Below are 25,073 nucleotides of genomic sequence, written 5' to 3'. Positions count from 1 at the left end.
GATCGGCATGCCGAATATCGCGGTACAGCCTGGCGGGATGGGGCGGGTGCGACGGGTGCATTTCGTCGGCATCGGTGGCGCCGGCATGGGTGGCATCGCGGAAGTGCTGCACAATCTCGGCTACGAGGTGCAGGGCTCGGATCTGCGCACCAACAGTGTCACCCGCCGGCTGGAATCACTGGGTGCCACGGTCTTCATCGGCCACAGCGCCGCCCATGTCACCGGCAGCGACGTGGTCGTGATCTCCAGTGCGGTCGACAGCAGCAACCCGGAGGTTGTGACCGCACAGGCGCAACGCATTCCAGTCGTGCCGCGTGCCGAGATGCTGGCCGAATTGATGCGCTTTCGCTACGGCGTGGCCGTGGCCGGGACGCACGGCAAGACGACCACCACCAGCCTGGTGGCGAGCCTGTTGGCCGAGGGGGGGTTGGATCCGACCTTCGTTATCGGTGGCCGGCTGAACAGCGCCGCCAGCCACGCGCGTCTGGGTGCGGGTCGTTACCTGGTCGCCGAGGCCGACGAGAGCGATGCCTCGTTCCTGTATCTGCAGCCGATGATCGCGGTCGTGACCAACATCGACGCCGACCATCTGTCCACCTACGGCGGTGACTTCGGCCAGTTGCGCAAGACCTTCCTGGAATTTCTGCACCATCTCCCGTTCTACGGGCTGGCGGTGCTGTGCATCGATGACGCCGAGGTGCGTGAGATCCTGCCGGAGGTGGCGCGCCCGGTACGCACCTATGCCATCGATGCCGCGGCCAACGCCGACCTGTGGGTCAGTGAGCTACGCCAGGAAGGGGTACGCATGTACTTCAATCTGCACCGCAAGGACCGGGATACGGTCCTGCCCGTCATGTTGAATCTGCCGGGACGGCACAATGTGCTCAACGCCCTGGCTGCCATCGCGGTCGCCAGCGAACTCGACCTCGCGGATGCCGCGATCCAGTCCGCGCTGGCGAACTTCGCCGGTATCGGCCGGCGCTTCCAGGTCTACGGGGAGTGCCGTTTGCCGGCGGGCCGCGTGCTGTTGATCGACGACTACGGCCACCATCCGCGCGAAGTGGCCGCGGTGATCGACGCCATCCGCAACGGCTGGCCCGCACGCCGGCTGGTGGTGGTGTTCCAGCCGCACCGTTATACCCGTACCCGTGATCTGTTCGAAGACTTCGCGCAGGTACTGAGCGAGACCGACGCACTGGTGCTGACCGATGTGTATGCCGCGGGTGAGGTGCCGATCGCCGGCGCCGATGGCCGCGCCCTGAGCCGCGCCATCCGGCTGCGCGGCCAGGTCGATCCGGTGTTCGTGGACGACACCACCGATCTGACCGACGTGCTGCCGGCCATCCTGGCCGATGGTGACGTGCTGCTGATGGCCGGTGCCGGCGATATCGGCGCGGCCGCGGCGGAGCTGGCGGTACGGTGGCAGGCAGCAGAGGAGGACCGACCATGACTCAGCACACCATTCGCCTGCGCTTGCACATGGGCTGTGGTGAATCCTTGAACAGCCGGTGGCTGCCGGCGCCCCGCAAGGTGACTGGCACGGCACACGCCACGCGCCTGCCCCGACCCTCGAAACAGCGACGGGAGCGGATGCGGGGATGATGGCGGCCATGAACAGTCCACGGCAGCGCGGCGAATTGCGGTATGGCGAACCGCTTGCCCGCCACACCAGCTGGCGCGCGGGCGGTCCGGCGCGGCGCTTCTACACGCCGGCCGATGGCGACGATCTGGCGGGCTTTCTCGCCGGCCTGCCCGACGACGAGCCGTTGCTGTGGATCGGCCTGGGCAGCAACCTGCTGGTCCGCGACGGTGGCTTTCCCGGCACGGTCATCTCGACCTTCAGCGGCCTGGGTGCGCTGCACCCACTCGATGCACGCACACTGCGCGCCGAGGCGGGTGTGGCCTGCGCCAAGGTCGCGCGCGGCATGGCACGACACGGTCTGACCGGTGGTGAGTTCCTGGCCGGTATCCCCGGCAGTATGGGTGGCGCGCTGGCGATGAACGCCGGGGCCTTCGGCGGCGAGACCTGGCAGTACGTAACTGCCATCGAGACCATCGACCGCCACGGCGAGCGACGGGTGCGTGGCCCCGAGGAGTACGAGATCGGCTACCGGCATGTGCGCGGGCCGGCCGACGAATGGTTTGTTGCCGCACACCTGCGCTTCGAACCCGGTGACAGCGCGGTCGCGCAGGCACGCATCCGGCAACTGCTGGAGCGCCGTGGCGCGACCCAGCCGACCCAGCAGCCGAGCTGCGGATCGGTGTTTCGCAACCCGCCTGGTGACCACGCCGCACGACTCATCGAGGCCTGCGGCCTGAAGGGCCGCTGCATCGGCCAGGCCTGTGTGTCCGAGAAGCACGCCAACTTCATCGTCAACACCGGCGGGGCCCGCGCCGCCGACATCGAGGCACTGATCGAATCAGTGCGCGACACCGTGGAACGCGAACAGGGTGTCCGGCTGATCCCCGAAGTGCGCATCGTGGGGGTGGCGATATGAACATGGGAACCGCCAAGACGCCACGCGTACCAACCTTTTTTGAACCGCCAAGACGCCAAGGACGCCAAGAGTTTTTGAACCGCCAAGACGCCAAGGACACCAAGAATAGGGAAATTAAAAGCAAAACTGGTTTTTCATTAAATGCTCTTGGCGTTCTTGGCGTCTTGGCGGTTCAAACAGGCTGTTCTTGGCGCCCTTGGCGTCTTGGCGGTTCATATGCGCTGCTCTTGGCGTTCTTGGCGTCTTGGCGGTTCAAACAAGCTGTTCTTGGCGTCCTCGGCGCCTTGGCGGTTCATAAAATCTTGGCGTCTTGGCGGTTTTCGACGGCCTTTGGTGTTTCGACATGAGCGGCGCGGCGCGCTTTGGCAAGGTGGCGGTGTTGTTCGGCGGAGTCTCGGCCGAGCGCGAGGTATCGCTCCTGTCCGGCCGCGCCGTGCTGGAGGCGCTGCTGCGCCAGGGCGTGGATGCGCACGCTGTCGATGTGGTGGATGACACGGTCCTCACGACACTGAAGGGTGGTGGCTTTGCACGTGTGTTCATCGTCCTGCACGGCCGCGGGGGTGAGGATGGCGTGATTCAGGGCGCCCTGGAGACGCTGGGCCTGCCGTACACCGGCAGCGGGGTCCTGGGTTCCGCGCTGAGCATGGACAAGGTCCGTACCAAACAGATCTGGCAGGCCTGCGGCCTGCCGACGCCCGCCTTCCGGGTGCTGACAGGGTCGAGCGACCTCGAGGCCACCGCAGCGGAGATCGGTTTCCCGCTGATGATCAAGCCGGCGCACGAGGGGTCCAGTATCGGCATGAGTAAGGTGGAGCGGTACGCGGATCTGGAGGCGGCGTGGCGGCTCGCGGCACAGTTCGATCGGGCGGTACTCGCCGAGGCCTGGATCTCCGGCCCCGAATATACGGCCTCGATCCTGGGTGGGCGGGTGCTGCCACTCATCCGCCTGGAGACGCCGCGTGCGTTCTATGACTACGAGGCGAAATACTGCTCGGACGACACGCGCTACCACTGCCCCTGTGGTCTGGCCGCGGATGTGGAGGCGGCCTATCAGGAGCTGGCGCTGCGTGCCTTCGGGGCCGTCGCGGCCAGTGGTTGGGGACGCGTCGATTTCATGTGTGATGCTGCCGGCCAGCCCCATCTGATCGAGTTGAACACCGTACCCGGCATGACCGACCACAGTCTGGTGCCGATGGCGGCGCAGGCGGCCGGTATCGATCTGGATGCGCTGGTACTGCGTATTCTGGAAACCACGTTGGTGGCGGCCAACGCCACGATGAAGGTGCGGCATGGCGCGTAGAAGAGTTTCACAGGCACGCCTGAAGCAGCCGCCGCTGCCGTTGTATCGGCGCATGCAGCCACTGCTGCGGCCTGTCGCCCGGGTGACGTCGCTCGCGTTGTTCGCAGCGGCGCTCACGTGGGGTGTGACCTGGCTGCGCGACCCGCACACGCTGCCGCTGCGCTCGGTCCGGATCGAAGGTGAATTTCGCAAATTGAGCAGCGAGCAGCTGCAGGCGGCGATCGCGGCAAGTACACAAGGTGGGTTTTTCACCGTCGACGTGGAAGCGGTGCGGCGCGCCGCGGAGGCGCTGCCCTGGGTGGCGTCGGCCTCGGTACGCCGTATCTGGCCGGACGGACTGCGACTGCATGTGGTGGAGCAGCGCGCGGTGGCGCGCTGGGGCGAGACGGGCCTGCTCAACACGCATGGCCAGCTGTTCGAGCCGGCGGCGGAGACCCTGCCAGGACATCTGCCGCGGCTTGACGGCCCCGACGCGCTACGGCGCCGGGTGATGGAGCAGTACATCGCGATCACGGGTGCCCTGGTGCCGATTGGGCGCCGCGTGGCGCTGCTGCATATCGATGATCGCCGAGCCTGGCAGCTGACTTTGGATGACGGCATCGAGTTGCAACTCGGCAGGGATGACACCCTGGTGCGTGTGCAGCGCTTCGTACGGGTCTATCCACAGCTGTTCGCAGTGCGCGAAACGGAGCTCAAGACTGTCGACATGCGCTACAGCAATGGATTTGCAGTGCGCTGGGACCAGCCGCAGCAGACGGCTGGCGAACAGAAAGAGGGTTGAGAACAGATGGCGAAGAAATCCGAAAAGAACATGATCGTCGGCCTGGATATCGGTACATCCAAGGTGGTGGCCATCGTCGGCGAGGTCACGCCGGAGGGCGGCATCGAGATCATCGGCATCGGTTCGCACCCTTCACGGGGCATGAAGAAGGGCGTGGTGATCAACATCGAATCCACCGTTCATTCCATTCAGCGCGCGATCGAAGAGGCGGAGTTGATGGCTGGCTGCCAGATCCACTCCGTCTACACGGGTATCGCCGGCAGTCATATCCGCAGCCTGAACTCGCACGGCATCGTCGCCATCCGCGACAAGGAGGTCACGCCCAGCGATGTGGAACGGGTGATCGATGCGGCACGTGCGGTGGCAATCCCGGCCGACCAGAAGATCCTGCACATCCTTCCCCAGGAATTCATCATCGACAAGCAGGAAGGTATCCGCGAGCCGGCCGGCATGTCCGGCGTACGCCTGGAGGCCAAGGTGCATCTGGTGACCGGGGCCGTCAGCGCGGCACAGAACATCATCAAGTGCGTGCGTCGCTGTGGTCTGGAGGTCGACGACATCATTCTGGAACAGCTTGCCTCCAGCTATTCGGTGCTGACCGATGACGAAAAGGATCTGGGCGTGTGTCTGGTCGACATCGGCGGCGGCACGACCGACATCGCGGTGTTCACCGAGGGCTCCATCCGTCATACGTCGGTGATCCCCATCGCCGGTGATCAGGTGACCAATGATATTGCCGTGGCACTGCGGACGCCGACCCAGCATGCGGAGGAGATCAAGATCCGCTATGCCTGCGCACTGGCGCAGCTCGCCAGTTCCGACGAGACCATCGAGGTGCCCGGCGTCGGTGACCGCGGTGCGCGCCGGCTGGCGCGGCATACCCTCGCGGAGGTGGTCGAGCCGCGTTACGAGGAACTGCTGACGCTGGTGCAGGCGGAGCTGCGCCGCAGTGGATTCGAGGACCTGGTCGCCGCGGGCATCGTGCTCACCGGTGGCAGCGCCAAGATGGAAGGCCTGATCGATCTGGCGGAAGAGGTGTTTCACATGCCGGTGCGTCTGGGTACGCCCCAGTACATCGCCGGCCTGGTCGACGTGGTACGCAATCCGATCTATGCCACCGGCGTCGGCCTGCTGCTGTTCGGCAGCCAGAATCGTGCACAGCGCAACCTGGAGGCGCAGTTCGGTCGCAGCATGTCGGGTGTATGGACACGCATGCGAAGTTGGTTTCAAGGGAATTTCTAATACCAGGGACGAGGTGCTAGGGACGAGGTGCTAGGACCTAGGACCTAGCACCCGAATTCAAGTCAGAGGAGACGAGACGATGTTCGAATTAATGGATGCTTACAGTCAGAATGCGGTGATCAAGGTGATGGGCGTCGGTGGTGGTGGCGGCAACGCCGTGCAGCACATGGTCGCGGCCAACATCGAGGGTGTGGACTTCATCTGTGCCAACACCGATGCCCAGGCGCTGCAGAACACCCATGCCCGGGTGGCACTGCAGCTCGGATCGGGCATGACCAAAGGCCTGGGTGCGGGCGCCAATCCGGAGGTCGGCCGCCAGGCGGCGCTGGACGATCGGGAGCGCATCATGGAGGTGATCGAGGGTGCGGATATGTTGTTCATCACCGCCGGCATGGGTGGCGGCACCGGCACGGGTGCGGCGCCGATCGTCGCACAGGTGGCGAAGGAGTTGGGTATCCTCACCGTCGCGGTGGTGACCAAGCCGTTCCCGTTCGAAGGCCGCAAGCGCATGGCGGTGGCGGAGAAAGGTATCAAGGAGCTGGGTCAGTACGTCGACTCGCTGATCACCATCCCCAACGAGAAGCTGCTGGCGGTGCTGGGCAAGAGCGTGAGCCTGCTGGAGGCCTTCAAGTCGGCCAATGACGTGCTGTTGGGCGCCGTGCAGGGCATTGCCGAACTGATCACCCGCCCCGGGCTGATCAACGTCGACTTCGCCGATGTCCGCACGGTCATGTCCGAGATGGGCATGGCCATGATGGGTTCCGGTCGTGCCAGCGGCGAGGACCGCGCCCGCGAGGCGGCCGAGGCGGCCATCGCCAGTCCGCTGCTGGAGGACGTCAATCTCATGGGGGCCGCCGGAATCCTGGTCAACGTCACCGCCGGTATGAACATGTCGATCGGTGAGTTCGAAGAGGTTGGCAACGTGATCAAGGAGTTCGCCTCCGAGAATGCGACGGTGGTGGTCGGCACGGTGATCGACCCGGACATGACCGACGAGCTGCGGGTGACCGTGGTCGCCACCGGGTTGGGTTCGCAGCAGAAGGCGCAGCTGCCGGAGGAGCCGCAGGTGAAACTGGTGGAGAGAAAGACCGACGGTGAACCCGACTACCGCAAGCTGGATCGCCCGACCGTCATCCGCAGCGGGCAGCGGGCCGTCGGCGGAGATTTCTCGACGCCGCCCAATTACGATTCCGATCTGGAGTATCTGGATATCCCCGCTTTCCTGCGGCGCCAGGCGGACTGATGGGGGCCGCGCTAGGGTGTGATCGCTGCGGCCGATCGGTTGCGGTCTTTGCTTGCAACAACTGTATTGGCCACGGAACCACACGGAAATACACGGAAGGAGGGGTGCGGTAGGGTTTTCCATTCCGCGTCCCTTCGTGTGTTTCTGTGGCGGATTTTTGGTTTCGTGGGTTTTGCGGCTGCATCGGGTTTTCAGGCGGATTCGGCCAAGGGTTCAGTTTGTCCGCGGGTGGCCGTTGAGATCCGGCGTGGTTTTGCACTTGCCACTCAAGCAGTTATTGAAGAAATGTGTTTCATTCGGCTTTTCCGCCCGGGGGCGGCTGTGATAATATCCCCGGATTCGCTCGTCAGCCAGTCCCGACAGCATAAAAGATTCTCGAGGAATCAAATAGATAATGATCCGTCAGCGCACGCTTAAGAATGTCATCCGGGCCACCGGGGTTGGGTTGCACACGGGTGAGAAGGTCTATCTCACGTTGCGGCCGGCCGCGGTCGACACGGGCATCGTTTTCCGGCGTGTGGACCTGCCGGAACCGGTCGAGATCAAGGCCAGTCCCGAGAATGTCGGCGACACCCAGTTGTCTACCACGCTGATCAAGGGAGACGTGCGCATCTCGACGGTGGAGCATCTCCTGTCCGCCCTGGCGGGCCTGGGCATCGATAATGCCTATGTCGACCTGAGCGCACCGGAAGTACCCATCATGGATGGTAGCGCCGGCCCCTTCGTTTTCCTGGTGCAATCCGCAGGCATCGAGGAGCAGAATGCCGCCAAGCGTTTCATCCGCATCAAACGCAGCATCAAGGTGGAAGACGGTGACAAGTGGGCACGCTTCGATCCCTTCGACGGCTTCAAGGTCGGCTTCACCATCGAATTCGACCATCCGGCGTTCAAGGGCCATGCGCAGTGCGCCGAGGTGGATTTCTCCACCACCTCGTTCGTGCGCGAGGTCAGCCGGGCACGCACCTTCGGTTTTATGCGCGATATCGAGCGTCTGCGCGAGGCCAGGCTGGCCCTGGGCGGCAGTCTGGATAACGCAGTGGTGGTCGACGACTACCGGGTGTTGAACGAGGACGGCCTTCGCTACGAAGACGAGTTCGTCAAGCACAAGATTCTGGATGCCATCGGTGATCTGTATCTGTTGGGACACAGCCTGATCGGCGCTTTCCACGGGCACAAATCCGGCCACGCGATCAACAACCGCCTGCTCCGCGCGCTGCTGGCGGACGCCACGGCCTGGGAAGAGGTCACCTTCGAGGACGCGGCCGCCGCACCGATCTCCTTCCTGCAGCCGGTCCCGGCCTCCTGAGCAGTACGGCCCCGATCGAGGGGGCCGTAGCACTGCCCCCCGTTCAGCGAGACCGCCGTGCCAGTCGGGTCAGGGCCTGTGCCAGCCGTGGGTCCTGGATGCCCCGGGCGGTCTGTTCCAGCAGTTGAGCGTTCTCCGCCGACAGCCGGGTGCGGCGCGGAGTTGGTTTCACCTCGTTGACGGGTGGGATGATCCGGACCTGGACTGTGCGCACCGTCACGATCCCGGCGCGCTCCGGATGTTCAACTAGATGCCTAACGAGTTGCGTACTCTGGAAGCGCAGCCGCGCTGCCCAGGCCGGTGTGTCCGCCACCAGCAGCAGTCGGTCCCCGCGCACCCCTGCGACACGGCAGTGGGTGGCGAATTCGGGGGGTAGCAGCGACAGGATCTGGTTTTCCAGGATGGCCAGCGCGCGGACCTTGTGGGGGATATCGGCATGTTCGGACGTGGCAAACCGTTCAAGGAATCGGCCTATGGCCATCGGCTTGCGGATCGGACTGCGGTTCATCGGCCTAACCCTTGCATAGGATCTTGGGTCCGTCAGCTTTTCGCCCCCAGACATATGAATATCATTCTGTTCACCACTGTACACGGCCGGCCCGGCAGCCTCAATCTCAGCCGCCCCCGGTTCTACCTGCCCATGCTGGCCATGGTGGCACTGGTCTGTGCGCTGGTGGCCTATACGGGGTATCGCGTCGGGATGGCCGGCAGCGGGCAACCGGCACCGACAGTCCCCCTGCACGACTGGCGGGCGGACATGGATGCGCAGCGCCGGGCGGTCGAGCAGGCGCGCCGCAGCAGTCAGGCGCATCTGGATGTCCTGACGCTGCGGTTGGCGCAGATGCAGGCCCAGGTGATGCGCCTGGACGGCATTGGTCAGCGGCTGGTGGAGACCGCCAAGCTGGACAAGGGTGAGTTTAACTTCGACCAGCCGCCGGCACAGGGCGGCCCCGTCGAGGCCGGCGTGGCAGCTGCCTATGAACCGCCGGATTTCATGCGCGAGCTGGATGCCCTGTCAGCGCAGTTGGATGACCGCGAGCAGCAACTGGTCATCCTCGAGGACGTGCTGCTCGGCCGCGCGTTGAACGAGCAGGGCTATCCCGCGGGGCGACCGGTCGCCAGCGGCTGGCTGTCGTCCTATTTCGGTAAGCGGACCGACCCGTTCACCGGCCGCCCGGCCATGCACGCCGGTGTCGATTTTGCCGGCAAACTGGGTTCGGATATCCTGGCCGTGGCAGCCGGCGTCGTCACCTGGTCCGGCAAACGCAGCGGCTATGGAGAGCTGATCGAAATCAACCACGGCAACGGCTACGTGACCCGCTACGGTCATAATCAGAAGAACCTGGTCAAGGCCGGTGAGACCGTCAAACAGGGCCAGAAGATCGCCCTGATGGGCTCCAGCGGCCGCTCCACCGGCCCGCATGTGCACTACGAGGTGCTGCGCGATGGTCGCCGGATCGATCCGGCGCGCTATCTGACCGCGGCACGCTGACGCCGCCGTCCCCGGCCCCGCCGGAAGGCAGCCTGTATCCCCCTGTCGCCGCTGCTACATTGGCCCCGATTGCGGTATCATGCTGGCCTCCGCGCGCCACCACACCAGCAGATAGCGACCTCATCTCCATGTTTGGAAATCTAGCCCGTAAGCTCTTTGGCAGCCGCAACGAACGCCAAGTCAAACGCATGTTCAAGTCCGTCGCGCAGGTCAATGCGCTGGAACCGGACATCGCCAAGCTCACCGATGACGAACTGCGCCGCTGCACCGAACAGTTCCGGCAGCGCCTCGCCGGCGGTACACCGCTGGACGACCTGTTGCCCGAGGCCTTTGCCGTGGTGCGCGAAGCCGGCAAGCGCGTGCTGGGCATGCGCCACTTCGATGTTCAGCTGATCGGCGGCCTGGTGCTGCATCAGGGCCGCATCGCCGAGATGCGCACCGGCGAGGGCAAGACCCTGGTCGCCACACTCGCAGTGTATCTCAATGCACTGCCCGGCAAGGGCGTGCACGTGGTGACGGTCAACGACTATCTCGCACGGCGCGACGCGGCCTGGATGGGGCAACTGTACGATTTTCTCGGCATGAGTACCGGCGTGGTCGTGCCTGGCATGTCACCGGAGGAGAAGCGCGCCGCCTACGCCTGTGACATCACCTACGGTACCAACAACGAATACGGCTTCGACTACCTGCGCGACAACATGGCGTTCCGCATCGAGGACAAGGTGCAGCGGGAGCTGTATTACGCCGTGGTCGACGAGGTCGATTCCATCCTCATCGACGAGGCCCGCACGCCGTTGATCATCTCCGGCCCGAGCGGCGATAACAGCGAACTCTATACACGCATCAATCAGCTCATCCCCGAACTCTCCCGCCAGGAACAGGAGGACGGGCCGGGCGACTATTCGATCGACGAGAAGAACAAGCAGGTACAGTTCACCGAGGAAGGTCATGCGCATGTCGAAGGGCTGCTGACCGGCGCCGATCTGCTGGGTGAGGGCGAGAGCCTCTATGACGCGGCCAACCTGACCCTCATGCATCATGTGAATGCAGCGCTACGCGCCCACGCGCTGTTTCACCACGATGTCGACTACATCGTCAAAGACGGCGAGATCGTCATTGTCGACGAGTTTACCGGCCGTACCATGCCCGGCCGCCGCTGGTCGGAGGGTCTGCACCAGGCCATCGAGGCCAAGGAAGGTGTGCCGATCCAGAGCGAAAACCAGACACTCGCCTCCATCACCTTTCAGAATTATTTCCGCCTCTACGAAAAATTGTCGGGTATGACCGGCACGGCCGATACCGAGGCCTACGAGTTCCAGCAGATCTACGGTCTGGAAGTCACTGTCATCCCGACACATCGGCCGTTGGCCCGCGAGGACCACGGTGATCTGGTGTTTCTCACCCGCCGCGAAAAGTTCGATGCCATCGCCGAGGGCATCCGTGACTGCCAGCAGCGTGGTCAGCCGGTGCTGGTGGGCACGACCTCGGTCGAGACCTCCGAGATGCTGTCGGAGGCGCTGAGAAAGGCCGGCATCAGGCACGAGGTGCTGAACGCCAAGCAGCACGAGCGCGAGGCACACATCGTCGAGCAGGCCGGTCGCCCCGGGGCGGTGACCATCGCCACCAACATGGCGGGTCGCGGCACCGACATCGTCCTCGGCGGCAGTCTGGAGGCGGAGCTGCGGGCGCTCGGCGAGGATGCCAGCGAGGCCGAGCAGGCCAAGGTGCGCGCGACCTGGCAGCAGCGTCACGATGCGGTGCTGGAGGCGGGCGGGCTGCACATCATCGGTACCGAACGGCACGAGTCGCGGCGTGTCGATAACCAGCTGCGCGGCCGTGCCGGCCGCCAGGGCGACCGCGGTTCGTCCCGTTTCTACCTGTCGCTCGAAGACAACCTGATGCGCATCTTCGCATCCGAGCGTGTATCTGCACTGATGCAGAAGCTCGGTATGAAGGAAGGCGAGGCCATCGAGCACCCCTGGGTGACCAAGGCGATCGAGAATGCCCAGCGCAAGGTCGAGGCGCACAACTTCGATATCCGCAAGCAGCTGCTGGAGTTCGACGATGTCGCCAACGATCAGCGCAAGGTCGTGTATCAGCAGCGTAACGAGCTGATGGTCGAGGACGATATCTCCGACATGATCGCCGGCATCCGCCACGATGTGGTCGATGCAGTGATCTCGACTCACATTCCGCCTGGCAGCCTCGACGAACAGTGGGATGTCGCCGGCTTGGAGAGTGCGATCGAGCGCGAGTTCGGGCAGCGCATGGCGATCCGCGAGTGGCTGGAGGCGGATCCGAGCCTGCACGAGGACAGCCTGCGTGCACGTATTCAGCAGGAGATCGGAGAGGCTTACGCAGCCAAGGAACAGCTGGTCGGCGCCTCGGTACTGCGGCATTTCGAGAAATCCATCATGCTGCAGGTGCTGGATCAGGCCTGGAAAGAGCACCTCGCCGCCATGGATTATCTCCGCCAGGGTATTCATCTGCGTGGCTATGCGCAGAAGAATCCCAAGCAGGAGTACAAGCGCGAGGCCTTCGAGATGTTCTCCACCATGCTCGAGCGCATCAAGCACGACGTGGTCAGCATCATTGCCAAGGTGCAGGTGCGCACCGAGTCCGACGTCGAGGCAGTGGACGCGCAGCGCCGTCAGACCGCACCGATGGAGTTCCAGCATGCCCAGGCCAGCACTGTGGCGGAGGCCGAAGAAACTGCCTCCACACAAGCCAAGCAGGTGCCACTGGTGCGCGGCCGCAAGATCGGACGCAATGAACCGTGTCCGTGTGGCTCTGGCAAGAAGTACAAGCACTGCCATGGGCAACTGCAATGAAAGAGAGATACAAGAGTCAAGATACAAGAGGCAAACACATAAGGGTGGTTCCTGGCGTCTCTTGTATCTTGTCTCCTGCATCTTGTACCTCATAAAACATGCCAGTCGGTCTCTCCGCTCCAACTGAACTGCCCCCGGTTGCCGGTGTGCGTCTGGGTGTTGCCCGCGCCGGCATCAAGAAGGCCGGGCGCCGCGATCTGGTCGTCATGGAGATCGTCGCAGGCAGCACCGTGGCGGCAGTCTTCACCCGCAACGCCTTTTGTGCCGCACCGGTCGAGGTTGCGCGCGAGCATTTGGGCAGCGGCGATCCACGTTATCTGCTGATCAATACGGGCAACGCCAACGCCGGCACCGGCGCGGGCGGTCGGCACGCTGCACGGCGCTGCTGCACCAGCCTGGCCACACTGGCCGGCTGTCCGCCCCGGCAGGTGCTGCCGTTCTCGACCGGCGTGATCGGTGAGGCGCTACCGGTCGAGAAGATCGAAGCGGGCCTGCCGGAGGCGCTGGCGACGTTGCGCGCCGATGGCTGGGTCGAGGCGGCGCACGGCATCATGACCACCGATACGCTGCCGAAGGGTGCATCGCGGACCGTCGACATCGGCGGCGCCGAGGTCATGCTGACCGGCATCGCCAAGGGCGCCGGCATGATCCGGCCGGATATGGCGACCATGCTGTGCTTTGTCGCGACCGATGCCGCCGTGGCCAGGCCTCTGCTGCAGCGCGCGCTCGTCGAGGCGGTGAACGCCTCCTTCAACCGTATCACCATCGACGGTGACACCTCGACCAACGACAGCTGCGTGGTCGTGGCCACCGGTCAGTCGGGCGTCACCCTTGCCGCTGACGATACCGCCTTGCGGACGTTCACGGCCGCGCTCTCCGCTCTCTGTGAGGAGCTCGCCCAGGCGATCGTGCGCGATGGCGAGGGTGCGACCAAGTTCGTGACTGTAGAGGTCGCCGAGGGTATCTCGAGCCAGGAGTGCCTGCAGGTCGCCTATACCATCGCCCATTCGCCGCTGGTCAAGACGGCGCTGTTCGCCAGTGATCCGAACTGGGGACGCATTCTCGCCGCGGTCGGCCGCGCCGGCCTGGAACACTTCGATATCTTGCCGGTGCAGGTCTTCCTCGGCGATGTCTGCATCGTCCGCGACGGTGGCCGCGCACGGGACTATACCGAGGCCGCGGGCCAGGCGGTGATGGCCCGCGATGAGATCCTGATACGCGTCCTGCTCGGCCGCGGTGCGGCCTGCGAGCGTGTCTGGACCACGGACTTTTCCTACGACTACATCAAGATCAACGCCGAATACCGTACCTGAACGGGCCGCCGTTCCTGGAATGGCGGATCTTGCCCTGCAGCGCTGAACGATTACCATGTCCACTGTGATTCATGTCGTCGCCGCGGTATTGGTCAACGCTGTGGGTGAGATACTCGTCAGTCGTCGGCATGTGCATGCCCATCAGGGCGGGCTGTGGGAATTCCCCGGTGGCAAGGTCGAGCCGGGGGAGGATGTACGGCAGGCGTTGCGGCGGGAGATCCTGGAGGAACTCGGGCTGGAGGTGGTCGCGGCGCGGCCGCTGATCCGCGTGCCTCACCGATATCCCGACCAACGGGTGCTGCTGGACGTATGGCGGGTGACGATCTTCCACGGCGAGGCACATGGGCGCGAAGGTCAGGCCCTGCGCTGGATGGCACCGGAGCGGCTGGGTGAGCTCGCATTTCCGGCGGCCAACGCGCCGATCATCACGGCCGCGCGACTACCCGATCGCTATGTCATCACGCCCGCGCCGGACGCGAACTTTCTCGAGCGGCTCGACCGCGTGCTGGCACGCGGTGCGCGGTTGCTGCAATTGCGGGCCACGTCGTTGCCGGCGCCCGACTATCTTGAACTCGCACGTGCCGTCTGCGGACGTGCCCGGCCCTGGGGTGCGCAGGTGCTACTGAACGCCGACCCGGCCCTCGTCACGGCGGCCGGCGCACAGGGCGTGCATCTGAACACGCGGCGGCTGCGGGCGTTGTCCGCGCGGCCGCTGTCACCTGAACTCTGGGTGGCCGCATCCTGCCACGATGCGGCTGAACTGGCGCAGGCGGCACGTATCGGGGTGGACTTCGTGGTGCTCGGACCGGTACAGGCCACGGCCAGCCACCCCGGCGCAGCGGCGCTCGGCTGGAAAAGGCTGCGCGCCCTGACCGAGACCACGGCACTGCCCGTATTCGCCCTGGGCGGCCTGCAGGCAGAGGACCGCGCACGCGCCTGGGAGGCCGGCGCGCAGGGTATCGCTGCAATCCGCGGATTCTGGGAAGGGTTTGCGGAGGAGGACGCATGAAGCTGCGCCTGTGGATGGTCGCCGCGGCCCTGCTGCTGGTGGCGGTGGCGTTCAGTGCCTGGCAGCAGCGCAGCGGCCTCGAGGCGCCCCCGGTACGGCCCATCGTGCTCGCCGTCGCCGCCGACTGCGACAGCGCGCGTGCGGCCTGCATCGCACAGGGCGAGGGCTTAGGGGTCGAACTGCGGCTCGGGCCACCGGTGGTCTCTCTGACACCCTTCGACATCGCGCTGCGCCGCGTCGACGGCGTACTCGGCGAGTCGGCGGTCGTCGAGGTGCAGTTCGTGATGCCGGGGATGGGTATGGGCATCAACCGCTATCGTCTGGCGCAGGTCGCCGATGGCCTGTGGCGCGGCCGCGCCATCTTGCCCGTGTGCACGTCCAGCCGGGTCGACTGGATCGCGGCGCTGGACATCCGCGACGGTCCGCACCGGTGGACAGCGGCGTTACCGTTCACCAGCGACTAGGGAAGGTTAAAAGCCAGCCAGAAAACCCACCGTATCCTTTTAGACGATGTCTTGAAGAAATGGCCACGGAAGCACACGGAACAACACGGAAAAATGCTTATGGCAGATCAGACGCTCATCCTGTCAGGAGCGGCAGTTCTGCCGTGATTCATCCGCACGGCGGACCCAAGTCATCGCGCCAGGAATGGCGCTCCTACGAAAACCTGCTCGGCACCTGTAGGAGCGGCATTCCTGCCGCGATCACGGTGGGCGGCAGCCCAAACCACTCGCCAGGAGGGGCGCTCCTGCGAAGGCGGTACCACCCCGAGGTCTTACCCAGTGGTCAGTATTATTGGCTACCTATTGTGCAACTCACCATCCCGCTTTTGCGGGGATGACAGCCCACGATGGTAGCGATAAATCCTGACTCCTGAGTAATCAGCTTCCTCAAGTAAGTGCTATTCGCGTCTGACCTGAGTGGTTTCCCTCCGGGGCTGGCCCTTGACGCTGCGGTTCAGCTGTCGCCGTTCGTGTCGTCCTCGTCACCGGGCACCGGTTCGCCCGGGATGCGCCGGCCCTCACCCAGCCATTCGCCGAGGTCGATGAGTCGGCAGCGTTCGGAACAGAAGGGTCGCCACGGGTTGTCCGGCGACCAGGGGATCCGCTTGCCGCAGGTGGGGCACGCGACCAACAGTGGTTTCCGGGTCGTGTGCCTCACGCCAGCACCCGTACCCACTCGCCGGCACCGACCATGTTCAGATGATGCAGCATGCCAGCTCGAAGCGAATGTCGCCGTCGGCCTGCATAGCGCGCTCGTTGGGCGACGGCTGGGCCATGAAGCGCACGCTGAAACGGTGGCGTCCACCGCTGATCTCGGCGTAGTACGGGCTACCGGCGGGCAGGGCGACGCGCACCATCTGGCAGGGTACATTGGGGTCGAGGGCACGCTGGAAGAAGCCGGTTTCTGCGGTGTGTGGATGGAACAGATTGCTGCCGCGAGTCAGGCGCAGGATCAATTTGATGGCGCGCCCGATGGCGTCGAAGTTGTCCAGCCACGCGGCCAGATCGCGCAAACGCTCCTCGGCGGGACGCTCCACCCAGAAATGGAAGGCGGGGAGGTCGAAGTCACAGGTGCCACCCGGGATAGCGCTGCGCTGCTGGATGGCGCTCAGGAATTCATTGTTCTTGAGGTGCGCGCCCACCGGCCCGTTGTAGGCATGCAGTTGGTCGATCAGCAGATCCAGTTCGTCCAGCAGCTCGCTGAGCTGCCCGCGATCCACGTCCGGGTTCTGCTCCAGGCGCGCGAGGTTCGCAGTATGCCGCTCCAGTTCCTTCATGACCTCGGTCTTGAGGTCGCTGCGGCTGAAGATGTGCATGATGTCCAGCAGGCTGTCGAGCGCCGCCCGGCTGTCCCAGGGGCTGACCCCGCCGAGATGATGACGGACCCGCTGGAACAGGGATTCGAGCCGTAGAAAAGCTCGGATACGCTCGTTAAGTGGTTGTTCGTAAATTATTTTATGAGACACGTGGGGGCAGCCGGGTACGTCCGCGGGATTCGGGCGCCTATTGTTCCATGAGGCCGGCGACAGTGGCAAATCGGTGCGGCTGTGGGCTTGGCGGTACGCGAAGCGAGAGGGTGGCCACGGAAACCTACGACAGGCATTGCAATGGAACCGCGTCGTGAAGCCCCGGCCCAGTGCCTGGCGGGTGACCAGGGCGGTTGCGCGAAGCGTATGCACTCGTCCGTGTGTTTCCGTGGCAAATGCGGTTTTGGGGGTTATTGCGTCTGCGTGAATTTCATGGGTTTTGTGGCGGGACGGTTTTTGTCCATTCTGCCTGTGAGCAGCGATGGTTCTTCTAGGAGCCTGCAAGGGCGAGGTAGCGGTGGTGAAGGGCCTCGACCTGGGCCTCCAGCGCCGCTGCATCGCCGCTGTTGTCGATGATGTCGTCCGCGCCGGCGCGGCGCTGTTCGCGGCCGAGCTGGGCGGCGAGGATACCGTCCACCTGATCTGATGGCAGGCGATCGCGCAGCAGTACCCGTTCGCGCTGCAGTTCCACGGGGGCATCCACGACCAGCACGCGATCCACCAGGTCGCGCTGCGCGGCCTCGAACAGCAAGGGGATCACCAGTACGGTATAGGGCGCACGCGTCGCCGCCGCGCGCGCGACCATGGCGTCGTGAATGCGTGGATGCAGGATGTTCTCCAGGCGGAGTCGCTGCCGCGCATCGCCGAATACCCGCGCCCGCAACCGCCCACGATCGAGCCGGCCCTGTGCGTCAAGCAGCCCGGCGTCGAAGCCGGCGACGATCTCGGCCAGTGCCGGCTGGCCCGGTTCGACCAGCTCTCGCGCGATGGCGTCCGCGTCGATGATCGGCACGCCGCGCGCTGCGAACAACGCCGCCACCGTGGATTTTCCCGAGCCGATCCCGCCTGTCAGACCGATACGCAACATGGAGCATAGCTTAGTCGGAACCAGGGGATGCTGCCACGGATGGGCTGGATGGTTCAGGCCAGGCCAGCGAAGCGCAGGTAGGCCTGGGTGATGTCCTCACCCCAGAGCAGGGCCAGCCAACCGGCGGCGGCGATATACGGACCGAAGGGGATGGGGATATTGCGATCGCGACCGCGGGCCAGGATGAGGGTGATGCCAACGACGGCGCCGACCAGCGAGGACAGCAGGATGGTGACCGGCAACGCCTGCCAGCCCAGCCAGGCACCGATGGCCGCGAGCAGTTTGAAATCGCCGAAGCCCATGCCCTCCTTGCCGGTGACCAGGCGGAACAGCTGATATACCGACCACAGCGACAGATAGCCGGCCGCTGCGCCGATGATGCTCGAACGCGAGTCGGTGAACACCGTTGCCAGGCCCAGCAGCAGGCCCAACCACAGCAGTGGCAGGGTGATGGAATCCGGCAGCAGCTTGTGATCGAAATCGATCAGGCTCAGCGCGATCAGTGCCCAGGTGAAAATCAGCGCGGCCACCAGTGGCCATCCCCAGCCCAGCTGCCAGGCGACCACGGCCGACAGCAGCGCGGTGACCAACTCGACACCGGGATAGCGCAGGGAGATGCGCGTGCCGCAGGCCGAGCACTTGCCGCGCAGGAACACATAGCTCAGCAGCGGGATGTTCTCCCATGCCTTGATCCGGTGTTTGCAGGCCGGGCAGCGTGAACGCGGCACGAGCAGATCGAAGCGCGCCTCGTCCGCCATGGGTTCGTCCGGATGCAGATACTCCTGGCACTGCCGGCGCCAGTCGCGCTCCATCATTATCGGCAGCCGATAGGCAACCACGTTGATGAAACTGCCGATCAGCAGGCCGAGGAGAAAGACGGTACCGATCAAGAGGGGTGGCTGCTGGGCAAGAAAGTCGAACAGGTCCATGGTCTTCTTATTTCGCCTTCCGGGCGTGCATGCCTAGTATGAAACACAAGGCATTGATCATAGCCATGAAACCCACTAAACCCACGAAAGATTCTTGGATATATCCCATTTTGTGGGTTTAGTGGGTTTCATGGCGGGAATGGTGCTGCCTTTTCGTCCGTGTTTTCCGTGGCTGCCTCTGGGTCCCGTCCCGCGCTATGACGCGCTCAGATCGCCGCGCCCATCTTGAAGATCGGCAGATACATGGCCACCACCAGGCCGCCGACCAGCACGCCCAGCACCGCCATGATCAGCGGTTCCAGCAGGCTGCTCAGGCCGTCGACGGCGTCGTCGACCTCGCGTTCGTAGAAGTCTGCGACCTTGCTGAGCATCGAATCCAGTGAGCCAGATTCCTCGCCGATGGCGACCATCTGTACGACCATGTTGGGGAACAGCCCGGTCTGGGTCATGGCCAGCTGCAGCTGCTGGCCGGTGGCGACCTGGTCACGCATGCGCAGCACGGCGTCGGCATAGACGATGTTGCCGGTCGCGCCGGAGACGGATTCCAGGGCCTCGACCAGTGGCACACCGGCGGCGAACATGGTCGACAGGGTGCGTGCATAGCGGGCGATAGCGGCCTTGGTCAGGATGTCGCCCACGATGGGCATCTTGAGCACCAGCCGGTCCAGCGTCTGGTTGAATTTGCGCGAGCGCTTCTTGGCCTGCAGCAGGCCGTAGACGATGCCACCGATGCCGCCGAACACCAGGTACCAATAGTCCTGCATGAAGCGCGACATATTGACGACCATCTGGGTGAAGGCCGGCAGGTCGGCACCGAAGTTCTCGAACAGGCTCTCGAACTGAGGTACCACGAAGATCAGCAGGATGGCGGTGACGATGAAGGCCACCACGATCACTGCCGTCGGATAGAACAGTGCCTTCTTGATCTTGGATTTGAGCGCCTCGGTCTTTTCCTTGTAGGTGGCGATCTTATCCAGCAGGGTATCCAGCACACCGGCGGCCTCACCGGCCTCGACCAGGTTGCACACCAGGTCGTCGAAGTGAAGCGGGTGCTTGCGTAACGAATCGGCGAGGTTGCTACCGCCCTCGACGTCGCCCTTCACGGCCATTACCAGCTGCTGCATCCGGGGGTTCTCATGCCCCTTGCCGATGATATCGAAGGCCTGTACCAGCGGTACGCCCGAGTTCAGCATGGTGGCCAATTGGCGGGTGAAGATGGCGATGTCCTTTGCTTGGACGGCCTTGCCCTTACCAGCGCTGGCCAGGGCCGATTTCTTCCTCACCTTGAGCGGAACGATACCCTGGCGGCGCAGGTCCGCCTTGATCAGGTTCGGGTTGGTGCCGCGGCTCTCGCCCTTGACGCGGTTGCCGCGCTTGTCGGTGCCTTCCCAGGCAAACAGATTCAGTTTGAGTGCTTTTTCCGCCATGGTGTCGTTTCCTTAGCTGAACGCTCTTAATCCTTGGTGACGCGGTTGACTTCTTCCAGGCTGGTGACGCCCTGTCTGACCTTTTTCAGGCCGGAGGTACGCAGGTCGTCCACACCGTCCTGGCGTGCCTGGTCGGCGAGCTGGATGGCATTGCCGCCTTCCATAATGATGCGCGACATTGCATCGGAGATCGGCATCACTTGGTATATTCCCACCCGACCCTTATAGCCGCCCGTGCATTGGTCACAGCCGTCGGGGTTGTGGGCATAGATCTTGACCCCGGCGTCGATGTCCGCCTGCTCGAAGCCCTCCTCCAGTAGGGTGTGGGCCGGGATGTCGACTGGTTTTTTGCAGTTGTTGCACAACCGCCGCGCCAGGCGTTGAGCGATGATGAGGTTCACGGCGCTGGCGATGTTGTAGGGCGGGACGCCCATGTTGGCCAGGCGTGCCAGGGTCTGTGGCGCATCGTTGGTGTGCAGGGTCGACATGACCATATGACCGGTCTGGGCCGCCTTGATAGCGATCTCGGCGGTCTCCAGGTCGCGGATCTCACCGACCATGATGATGTCCGGGTCCTGGCGCAGGAAGGCGCGCAGGGCCTCGGCGAAGGTCAGCCCCGCCTTGGGGTTCATGTTGCACTGGTTGATACCCGCCAGGTTGATTTCCACCGGGTCTTCGCAGGTGGAGATATTGCGGTCGGGCGTATTCAGGATATTCAGGCCGGTGTACAGCGACACGGTCTTGCCGGAACCGGTCGGGCCGGTGACCAGGATCATGCCGTAGGGCTTGTTGAGATTGTCCAGATAGGTCTGCTTCTGGTCTGCCTCGTAACCCAGGGCGTCGATGCCCAGCTTGGCGCTGCTCGGGTCGAGGATACGCAGCACGATCTTCTCGCCGAACAGGGTCGGGCAGGAGTTCACACGAAAGTCGATGGCGCGGCTCTTCGACAGATGCATCTTGATGCGCCCGTCCTGGGGCACGCGACGCTCGGCGATGTCCATGCGACTCATCACCTTCAGGCGCGCGATGATGCGCGGCGCCAGCGCCAGCGGCGGCGCGGCCACCTCGTGCAGCACGCCGTCCTGGCGGTAGCGCACACGGAAGCTCTTTTCGTAGGGCTCGACATGGATGTCCGACGCGCTCTTGTTGATGGCGTCCAGCAGGATCTTGTTGACGAAGCGCACCACCGGCGTGTCGTCGATGTCCGAGGTGTCCTTGTCTTCGGCCTCGTCCTCCCCGCCGGCGACGATGTCGAGATTCTCCAGGTCCTCGTCGAGCAGGGCGCCCATGCCCGCATCGGCCCGTTCCAGGGCCTGGTCGATCATCCGGTTAAGCTTTTCCTCCTCCACCAGGATGGCCTCGGTGGCCACGCCGGTGTGGAACTTGATCTCGTCCAGGGCGGTGAGGTTGGTAGGGTCGGAGACCGCCACAAACAGCCGGTTACCGCGTTTGAACAGCGGCAGGGCGCGGTGCAGGCGGATGAGCTTTTCATCGACCAGCTTGATGGGTGCCGCATCCAGGTCCATGACCGCCAGGTCGAACACCGGGATGCCGAACTCCTGGCAGGCGGCGTTCGCGATGACGTTACCGGCCACCAGCTTGTTTTCGACCAGGTAGCTGGTCAGCGATTGGCGCTTCGTCAGGGCGGCATCGACAGCGCCCAAGGCGGTGGCCTCATCAAGAACGTCATCGTTGACCAGTCGGCGGCCCAGGCCGGTCAGTTGGATACGGGGGTTGGTCAATGCCATGCGGAGATCCCTGTCCTGATCATCTGGGGCCGTACACCATAGCGGTCAAGACCCGGTTTCGGCAACCCCGGTCGGATCATAGCCGCCTGAAAAACAAAGATAATTTCGCTTAAATGCTCATGATCGCAGGAAGCGCTATGCGCACGGAAGGGGTATCGGCATGGGCGGGGAGACCTGAAGGTCGCGGAGGTGAGCCGTGGCGGCGTTGTGGCAGGGGGCGGCTCAACCGGATCGGATCCAGGTGGAACTTAGCTAACTAGGTGTTTTCAGAAGAAATAGCTATGAAACCTCAGGGTGGATGCTTAACTCACTACCGTTGGCCACGGGATCCCGAAAAGTGATACGGAAAGAAGGTGTTGCATGAGGCCCGGAAACTGAACCGCGGGCGATAAGGCTGGGGTTATATATAGAATATTTTTCGTGTTGTTCCGTGGATTCCGTGGCTGATTTTCCAAGGCAGCGGCCTAAGGTAACTGCCATACACGATGGAACCGAGAAAATGGCACAGAAACCGCTTTATGGGAAAACCCTGGAATGACGGCCTTCTGTGCGGACGCTGAAGCAGATGTTTTCTGAGCCATTTTGTGGATTCAGTAGTAAAAAATGGCTTACGCAAGGTCTCGATGGAGACACAATGATCTCTCCCCGACCAATCCTACCCGGGGTCGTCCGCGGTGAGTATGTCGGCACAAGCCAGGGGTGGTATGGCAACTGCCCACGTTCAGGCGGTATCGCCGCAGGAGGCCGCAGGCATTCGTCGATCGGGCCGCGGCCGTTCCTCAAGGTATTCTGGAGTATGGCGATGAATCGACAATCTTCTAAAATTTCCCCTCGATTTGCTGCGAACTTGCGCTAAAATGTGCGCCATTGCCCGGCTGCCCGGTGTGCTGCACCGGCTCAAGTCCGTCCCTATCTCTGCGCCACAAAGTGATTGCCATGGACATCCGAAAAGTCAAAAAGCTCATCGAATTACTGGAAGAATCCGGGATTGCGGAGATCGAGATCCAGGAGGGCGAGGAGTCTGTCCGTATCAGCCGGTACGGTCAGAGCGCACCACCCATGGTGATGCCGGCGCCCGCCGTGGCCGCCGCCCCCACGGCACCCGCCGCCGCTCCGGCCGCCCCTGCGGCACCGATCGTGCCGGCTGGCCACACCGTGGATTCGCCCATGGTCGGCACCTTCTATCGCGCCTCGTCGCCGGGCGCCAAGGCCTTCGTCGAGGTCGGCCAGCGCGTCAATGCCGGCGACACCCTGTGTATCATCGAGGCCATGAAGATGCTCAACCAGATTGAGGCCGACAAGGCCGGCGTCGTGACCACGATCCTGGTGGAAAATGGCCAGCCGGTGGAATTCGGCCAGCCGCTGTTCGTAATCGAATGAAGGAACGTTCGCCACGGAAAATACGGAAAACTCAATGCGGGTTTTGGTCTCCAGTAGGGTGCATCGAGGCGCAGCCGGACGCACCGGCCCCGACCAGCCCACCAAGAGTTTCTGGCCACGGAACCACACGGAAGGACACGGAATTCAAAAAACCAGCCACGCGCTATCTTCCGTGTGGTGCCGTGACCGATGTCTTCAAGTCCGGGCGCCACGGTGCGTCACTCGCGCAGGCGCATTCAATAGACGCTTCACAACAGAAGGGTTTGTCCGTGCTTTCCATGGCTAGGCCTTTACTCATTTATTAAGTATCTCGTGGCCATCAAAAGATGAATTTAGACAAGATCGTCATTGCCAACCGGGGTGAAATCGCCCTGCGTATCCTGCGTGCCTGCCGTGAACTCGGCATTCGTACCGTGGCGGTACATTCCAGCGCCGACCGCGATCTGAAGCACGTGCGACTCGCCGACGAGTCGGTGTGCATCGGCCCGCCGCCGTCGGCGCAGAGCTATCTGAACATCCCCGCCATCATCAGCGCGGCGGAGGTGACCGACGCGGTCGCCATCCACCCCGGGTACGGCTTCCTGGCGGAGAACGCCGACTTCGCCGAACAGGTCGAGCGTAGCGGCTTCATCTTCATCGGACCGCGACCCGACACCATCCGCCTGATGGGCGACAAGGTCTCCGCCATCCGCGCCATGCAGGAGGCCGGTGTGCCCTGCGTGCCAGGCTCCGACGGGCCGCTCGATGACGACCCCGAGCGTAATCTCGAACTCGGCCGCCAGATCGGCTATCCGATCATCATCAAGGCCGCCGGTGGCGGTGGCGGACGCGGCATGCGCGTGGTGCACGCCGAGGATGCGCTGCTCAACGCCATCCAGCTCACTCAGTCCGAGGCACAGGCGGCATTTGGTAACGCCATGGTTTACATGGAGAAATTCCTGGAGCACCCGCGCCACGTGGAGTTTCAGGTACTGGCCGATGGTGAGGGCAGCGCCATTCATCTGGGTGAGCGCGACTGCTCCATGCAGCGTCGCCATCAAAAGGTGGTCGAGGAGGCGCCGGCACCGGGCATCACGTCGGAACTGCGTGCCGAGATGGGCGAGCGCTGCGCCGAGGCCTGCCGCAAGATCGGCTACCGCGGCGCTGGTACCTTCGAATTCCTGTATCAGGACGGCAAATTCTATTTCATCGAGATGAATACCCGCGTGCAGGTCGAGCACCCGGTCACGGAGATGATCACCAGCGTGGACATCGTCAAGGAGCAGTTGTGTATCGCCGCCGGCCTTGGCCTGTCGTACCGGCAGAGTGACATCGGGATCACCGGCCACGCCATCGAATGCCGTATCAACGCCGAAGATCCGCACAACTTCACGCCCTCGCCGGGCACGATTACGCGGTTCCACGCCCCCGGCGGTCCCGGCATCCGTTGGGACTCGCACATCTACAACGGCTACCGCGTGCCGCCCAACTACGATTCATTGATCGGCAAGCTGATCGCCTACGGTTCCGACCGTGCCACTGCGCTGGCCCGCATGCGCGGCGCGCTCGCCGAGATCGTCGTCGACGGCATCAAGACCAACATCCCGCTGCACCAGGAAATCTGCACCGATACCGCCTTCCTGCAGGGCGGTACGGACATCCATTACCTGGAGAAGAAGCTGGGGATGAAGTAGGGGG

At 63.8% G+C, this 25,073-nt stretch carries 22 protein-coding genes; 15 read left to right on the top strand and 7 right to left on the bottom strand.

Features of this window, described 5'->3' with window-relative positions; translation table 11 throughout:
- The first annotated feature begins 37 nt into the window (after window positions 1-37).
- The 8 genes from murC to lpxC all read left to right on the top strand — a co-directional run bounded on the left by murC (window position 38) and on the right by lpxC (window position 8,370).
- Window positions 38-1,450, top strand: a complete 1,413-nt coding sequence (murC, locus tag K8I04_13190; protein ID MBZ0072665.1) for a UDP-N-acetylmuramate--L-alanine ligase — start codon at window positions 38-40, stop codon at window positions 1,448-1,450.
- Window positions 1,451-1,598: 148 nt separating this feature from the next.
- Complete coding sequence (gene murB / locus K8I04_13185; protein ID MBZ0072664.1) at window positions 1,599-2,498, top strand: UDP-N-acetylmuramate dehydrogenase; 900 nt, start codon at window positions 1,599-1,601, stop codon at window positions 2,496-2,498.
- 2 nt (window positions 2,499-2,500) lie between these two features.
- A complete protein-coding gene (locus K8I04_13180) occupies window positions 2,501-2,845 on the top strand; it encodes a hypothetical protein (GenBank protein ID MBZ0072663.1) in 345 nt (114 codons plus the stop codon).
- Complete coding sequence (locus K8I04_13175) at window positions 2,842-3,798, top strand: D-alanine--D-alanine ligase (GenBank protein MBZ0072662.1); 957 nt, start codon at window positions 2,842-2,844, stop codon at window positions 3,796-3,798. Before K8I04_13180 ends, K8I04_13175 begins: the two co-directional genes overlap by 4 nt.
- Entirely contained in the window at window positions 3,788-4,579 is a 792-nt protein-coding gene (locus tag K8I04_13170) for a cell division protein FtsQ/DivIB (GenBank protein MBZ0072661.1), read from the top strand. The genes K8I04_13175 and K8I04_13170 overlap by 11 nt, the downstream gene beginning before the upstream one ends.
- Before the next feature lie 6 nt (window positions 4,580-4,585).
- A complete protein-coding gene (gene ftsA, locus K8I04_13165; protein ID MBZ0072660.1) occupies window positions 4,586-5,821 on the top strand; it encodes a cell division protein FtsA in 1,236 nt (411 codons plus the stop codon).
- A 79-nt stretch (window positions 5,822-5,900) separates the two neighbouring features.
- Window positions 5,901-7,064: a cell division protein FtsZ gene (gene ftsZ, locus K8I04_13160; GenBank protein ID MBZ0072659.1), complete on the top strand. Its 1,164-nt coding sequence runs from the start codon at window positions 5,901-5,903 to the stop codon at window positions 7,062-7,064.
- A gap of 394 nt (window positions 7,065-7,458) precedes the next feature.
- Window positions 7,459-8,370, top strand: coding sequence for a UDP-3-O-acyl-N-acetylglucosamine deacetylase (gene lpxC / locus K8I04_13155; GenBank protein ID MBZ0072658.1), 912 nt, complete (start codon window positions 7,459-7,461; stop codon window positions 8,368-8,370).
- 43 nt (window positions 8,371-8,413) lie between these two features.
- On the opposite strand, the gene K8I04_13150 is transcribed toward lpxC, so the two are convergent.
- Window positions 8,414-8,878: a DUF721 domain-containing protein gene (locus K8I04_13150; GenBank protein ID MBZ0072657.1), complete on the bottom strand. Its 465-nt coding sequence runs from the start codon at window positions 8,876-8,878 to the stop codon at window positions 8,414-8,416.
- A gap of 54 nt (window positions 8,879-8,932) precedes the next feature.
- On the opposite strand from K8I04_13150, the gene K8I04_13145 reads away from it, so the two are divergent.
- From K8I04_13145 to K8I04_13125, 5 genes are all read left to right on the top strand, one after another.
- Window positions 8,933-9,862, top strand: coding sequence for a M23 family metallopeptidase (locus K8I04_13145; GenBank protein MBZ0072656.1), 930 nt, complete (start codon window positions 8,933-8,935; stop codon window positions 9,860-9,862).
- A gap of 128 nt (window positions 9,863-9,990) precedes the next feature.
- Window positions 9,991-12,693 carry a preprotein translocase subunit SecA gene (secA, locus tag K8I04_13140; protein ID MBZ0072655.1) on the top strand — a complete coding sequence of 901 codons (2,703 nt, stop codon included), beginning with the start codon at window positions 9,991-9,993 and terminating at the stop codon, window positions 12,691-12,693.
- 98 nt (window positions 12,694-12,791) lie between these two features.
- Window positions 12,792-14,006: a bifunctional glutamate N-acetyltransferase/amino-acid acetyltransferase ArgJ gene (gene argJ, locus K8I04_13135; GenBank protein ID MBZ0072654.1), complete on the top strand. Its 1,215-nt coding sequence runs from the start codon at window positions 12,792-12,794 to the stop codon at window positions 14,004-14,006.
- Between the two features lie 55 nt (window positions 14,007-14,061).
- Complete coding sequence (locus K8I04_13130; GenBank protein ID MBZ0072653.1) at window positions 14,062-15,015, top strand: Nudix family hydrolase; 954 nt, start codon at window positions 14,062-14,064, stop codon at window positions 15,013-15,015.
- Window positions 15,012-15,479, top strand: a complete 468-nt coding sequence (locus tag K8I04_13125; protein MBZ0072652.1) for a hypothetical protein — start codon at window positions 15,012-15,014, stop codon at window positions 15,477-15,479. The genes K8I04_13130 and K8I04_13125 overlap by 4 nt, the downstream gene beginning before the upstream one ends.
- Before the next feature lie 493 nt (window positions 15,480-15,972).
- Here the strand turns inward: K8I04_13125 and yacG are convergent, their stop codons facing one another.
- From yacG to pilB, 6 genes are all read right to left on the bottom strand, one after another.
- On the bottom strand, window positions 15,973-16,176 hold the full coding sequence (gene yacG, locus K8I04_13120) for a DNA gyrase inhibitor YacG (GenBank protein ID MBZ0072651.1): 204 nt from the start codon (window positions 16,174-16,176) through the stop codon (window positions 15,973-15,975).
- Window positions 16,177-16,213: 37 nt separating this feature from the next.
- Window positions 16,214-16,984 (bottom strand): cell division protein ZapD, encoded by a 771-nt coding sequence (zapD, locus tag K8I04_13115; GenBank protein MBZ0072650.1) that lies wholly within the window; start codon window positions 16,982-16,984, stop codon window positions 16,214-16,216.
- A gap of 331 nt (window positions 16,985-17,315) precedes the next feature.
- Window positions 17,316-17,912 (bottom strand): dephospho-CoA kinase, encoded by a 597-nt coding sequence (gene coaE / locus K8I04_13110; protein ID MBZ0072649.1) that lies wholly within the window; start codon window positions 17,910-17,912, stop codon window positions 17,316-17,318.
- Between the two features lie 53 nt (window positions 17,913-17,965).
- A complete protein-coding gene (locus K8I04_13105) occupies window positions 17,966-18,841 on the bottom strand; it encodes an A24 family peptidase (GenBank protein MBZ0072648.1) in 876 nt (291 codons plus the stop codon).
- Between the two features lie 206 nt (window positions 18,842-19,047).
- A complete protein-coding gene (locus K8I04_13100) occupies window positions 19,048-20,268 on the bottom strand; it encodes a type II secretion system F family protein (protein ID MBZ0072647.1) in 1,221 nt (406 codons plus the stop codon).
- A gap of 26 nt (window positions 20,269-20,294) precedes the next feature.
- Window positions 20,295-22,016, bottom strand: a complete 1,722-nt coding sequence (pilB, locus tag K8I04_13095) for a type IV-A pilus assembly ATPase PilB (protein ID MBZ0072646.1) — start codon at window positions 22,014-22,016, stop codon at window positions 20,295-20,297.
- A 936-nt stretch (window positions 22,017-22,952) separates the two neighbouring features.
- On the opposite strand from pilB, the gene accB reads away from it, so the two are divergent.
- Complete coding sequence (gene accB, locus K8I04_13090) at window positions 22,953-23,396, top strand: acetyl-CoA carboxylase biotin carboxyl carrier protein (GenBank protein ID MBZ0072645.1); 444 nt, start codon at window positions 22,953-22,955, stop codon at window positions 23,394-23,396.
- A gap of 326 nt (window positions 23,397-23,722) precedes the next feature.
- The gene (gene accC, locus K8I04_13085) at window positions 23,723-25,069 is read left to right on the top strand and encodes an acetyl-CoA carboxylase biotin carboxylase subunit (protein MBZ0072644.1); all 1,347 of its coding nucleotides are present in this window, start codon (window positions 23,723-23,725) and stop codon (window positions 25,067-25,069) included.
- The last annotated feature ends 4 nt before the right edge of the window (window positions 25,070-25,073 follow it).

This window comes from Gammaproteobacteria bacterium (assembly GCA_019911805.1).
Classification (GTDB): Bacteria; Pseudomonadota; Gammaproteobacteria; order Thiohalobacterales; family Thiohalobacteraceae; genus JAHJQQ01.
Note: the sequence above shows the minus strand (reverse complement) of the source record. Positions and strands in the feature narration are given on the sequence as shown.

Coding starts and splice junctions, on each gene's coding strand:
- murC (MBZ0072665.1), top strand. CDS start 38: ATGGGGCGGGTGCGACGGGTGCATTTCGTCGGCATCGGTGGCGCCGGC.
- murB (MBZ0072664.1), top strand. CDS start 1,599: ATGATGGCGGCCATGAACAGTCCACGGCAGCGCGGCGAATTGCGGTAT.
- K8I04_13180 (MBZ0072663.1), top strand. CDS start 2,501: ATGGGAACCGCCAAGACGCCACGCGTACCAACCTTTTTTGAACCGCCA.
- K8I04_13175 (MBZ0072662.1), top strand. CDS start 2,842: ATGAGCGGCGCGGCGCGCTTTGGCAAGGTGGCGGTGTTGTTCGGCGGA.
- K8I04_13170 (MBZ0072661.1), top strand. CDS start 3,788: ATGGCGCGTAGAAGAGTTTCACAGGCACGCCTGAAGCAGCCGCCGCTG.
- ftsA (MBZ0072660.1), top strand. CDS start 4,586: ATGGCGAAGAAATCCGAAAAGAACATGATCGTCGGCCTGGATATCGGT.
- ftsZ (MBZ0072659.1), top strand. CDS start 5,901: ATGTTCGAATTAATGGATGCTTACAGTCAGAATGCGGTGATCAAGGTG.
- lpxC (MBZ0072658.1), top strand. CDS start 7,459: ATGATCCGTCAGCGCACGCTTAAGAATGTCATCCGGGCCACCGGGGTT.
- K8I04_13150 (MBZ0072657.1), bottom strand. CDS start 8,878: ATGAACCGCAGTCCGATCCGCAAGCCGATGGCCATAGGCCGATTCCTT.
- K8I04_13145 (MBZ0072656.1), top strand. CDS start 8,933: ATGAATATCATTCTGTTCACCACTGTACACGGCCGGCCCGGCAGCCTC.
- secA (MBZ0072655.1), top strand. CDS start 9,991: ATGTTTGGAAATCTAGCCCGTAAGCTCTTTGGCAGCCGCAACGAACGC.
- argJ (MBZ0072654.1), top strand. CDS start 12,792: ATGCCAGTCGGTCTCTCCGCTCCAACTGAACTGCCCCCGGTTGCCGGT.
- K8I04_13130 (MBZ0072653.1), top strand. CDS start 14,062: ATGTCCACTGTGATTCATGTCGTCGCCGCGGTATTGGTCAACGCTGTG.
- K8I04_13125 (MBZ0072652.1), top strand. CDS start 15,012: ATGAAGCTGCGCCTGTGGATGGTCGCCGCGGCCCTGCTGCTGGTGGCG.
- coaE (MBZ0072649.1), bottom strand. CDS start 17,912: ATGTTGCGTATCGGTCTGACAGGCGGGATCGGCTCGGGAAAATCCACG.
- K8I04_13105 (MBZ0072648.1), bottom strand. CDS start 18,841: ATGGACCTGTTCGACTTTCTTGCCCAGCAGCCACCCCTCTTGATCGGT.
- K8I04_13100 (MBZ0072647.1), bottom strand. CDS start 20,268: ATGGCGGAAAAAGCACTCAAACTGAATCTGTTTGCCTGGGAAGGCACC.
- pilB (MBZ0072646.1), bottom strand. CDS start 22,016: ATGGCATTGACCAACCCCCGTATCCAACTGACCGGCCTGGGCCGCCGA.
- accB (MBZ0072645.1), top strand. CDS start 22,953: ATGGACATCCGAAAAGTCAAAAAGCTCATCGAATTACTGGAAGAATCC.
- accC (MBZ0072644.1), top strand. CDS start 23,723: ATGAATTTAGACAAGATCGTCATTGCCAACCGGGGTGAAATCGCCCTG.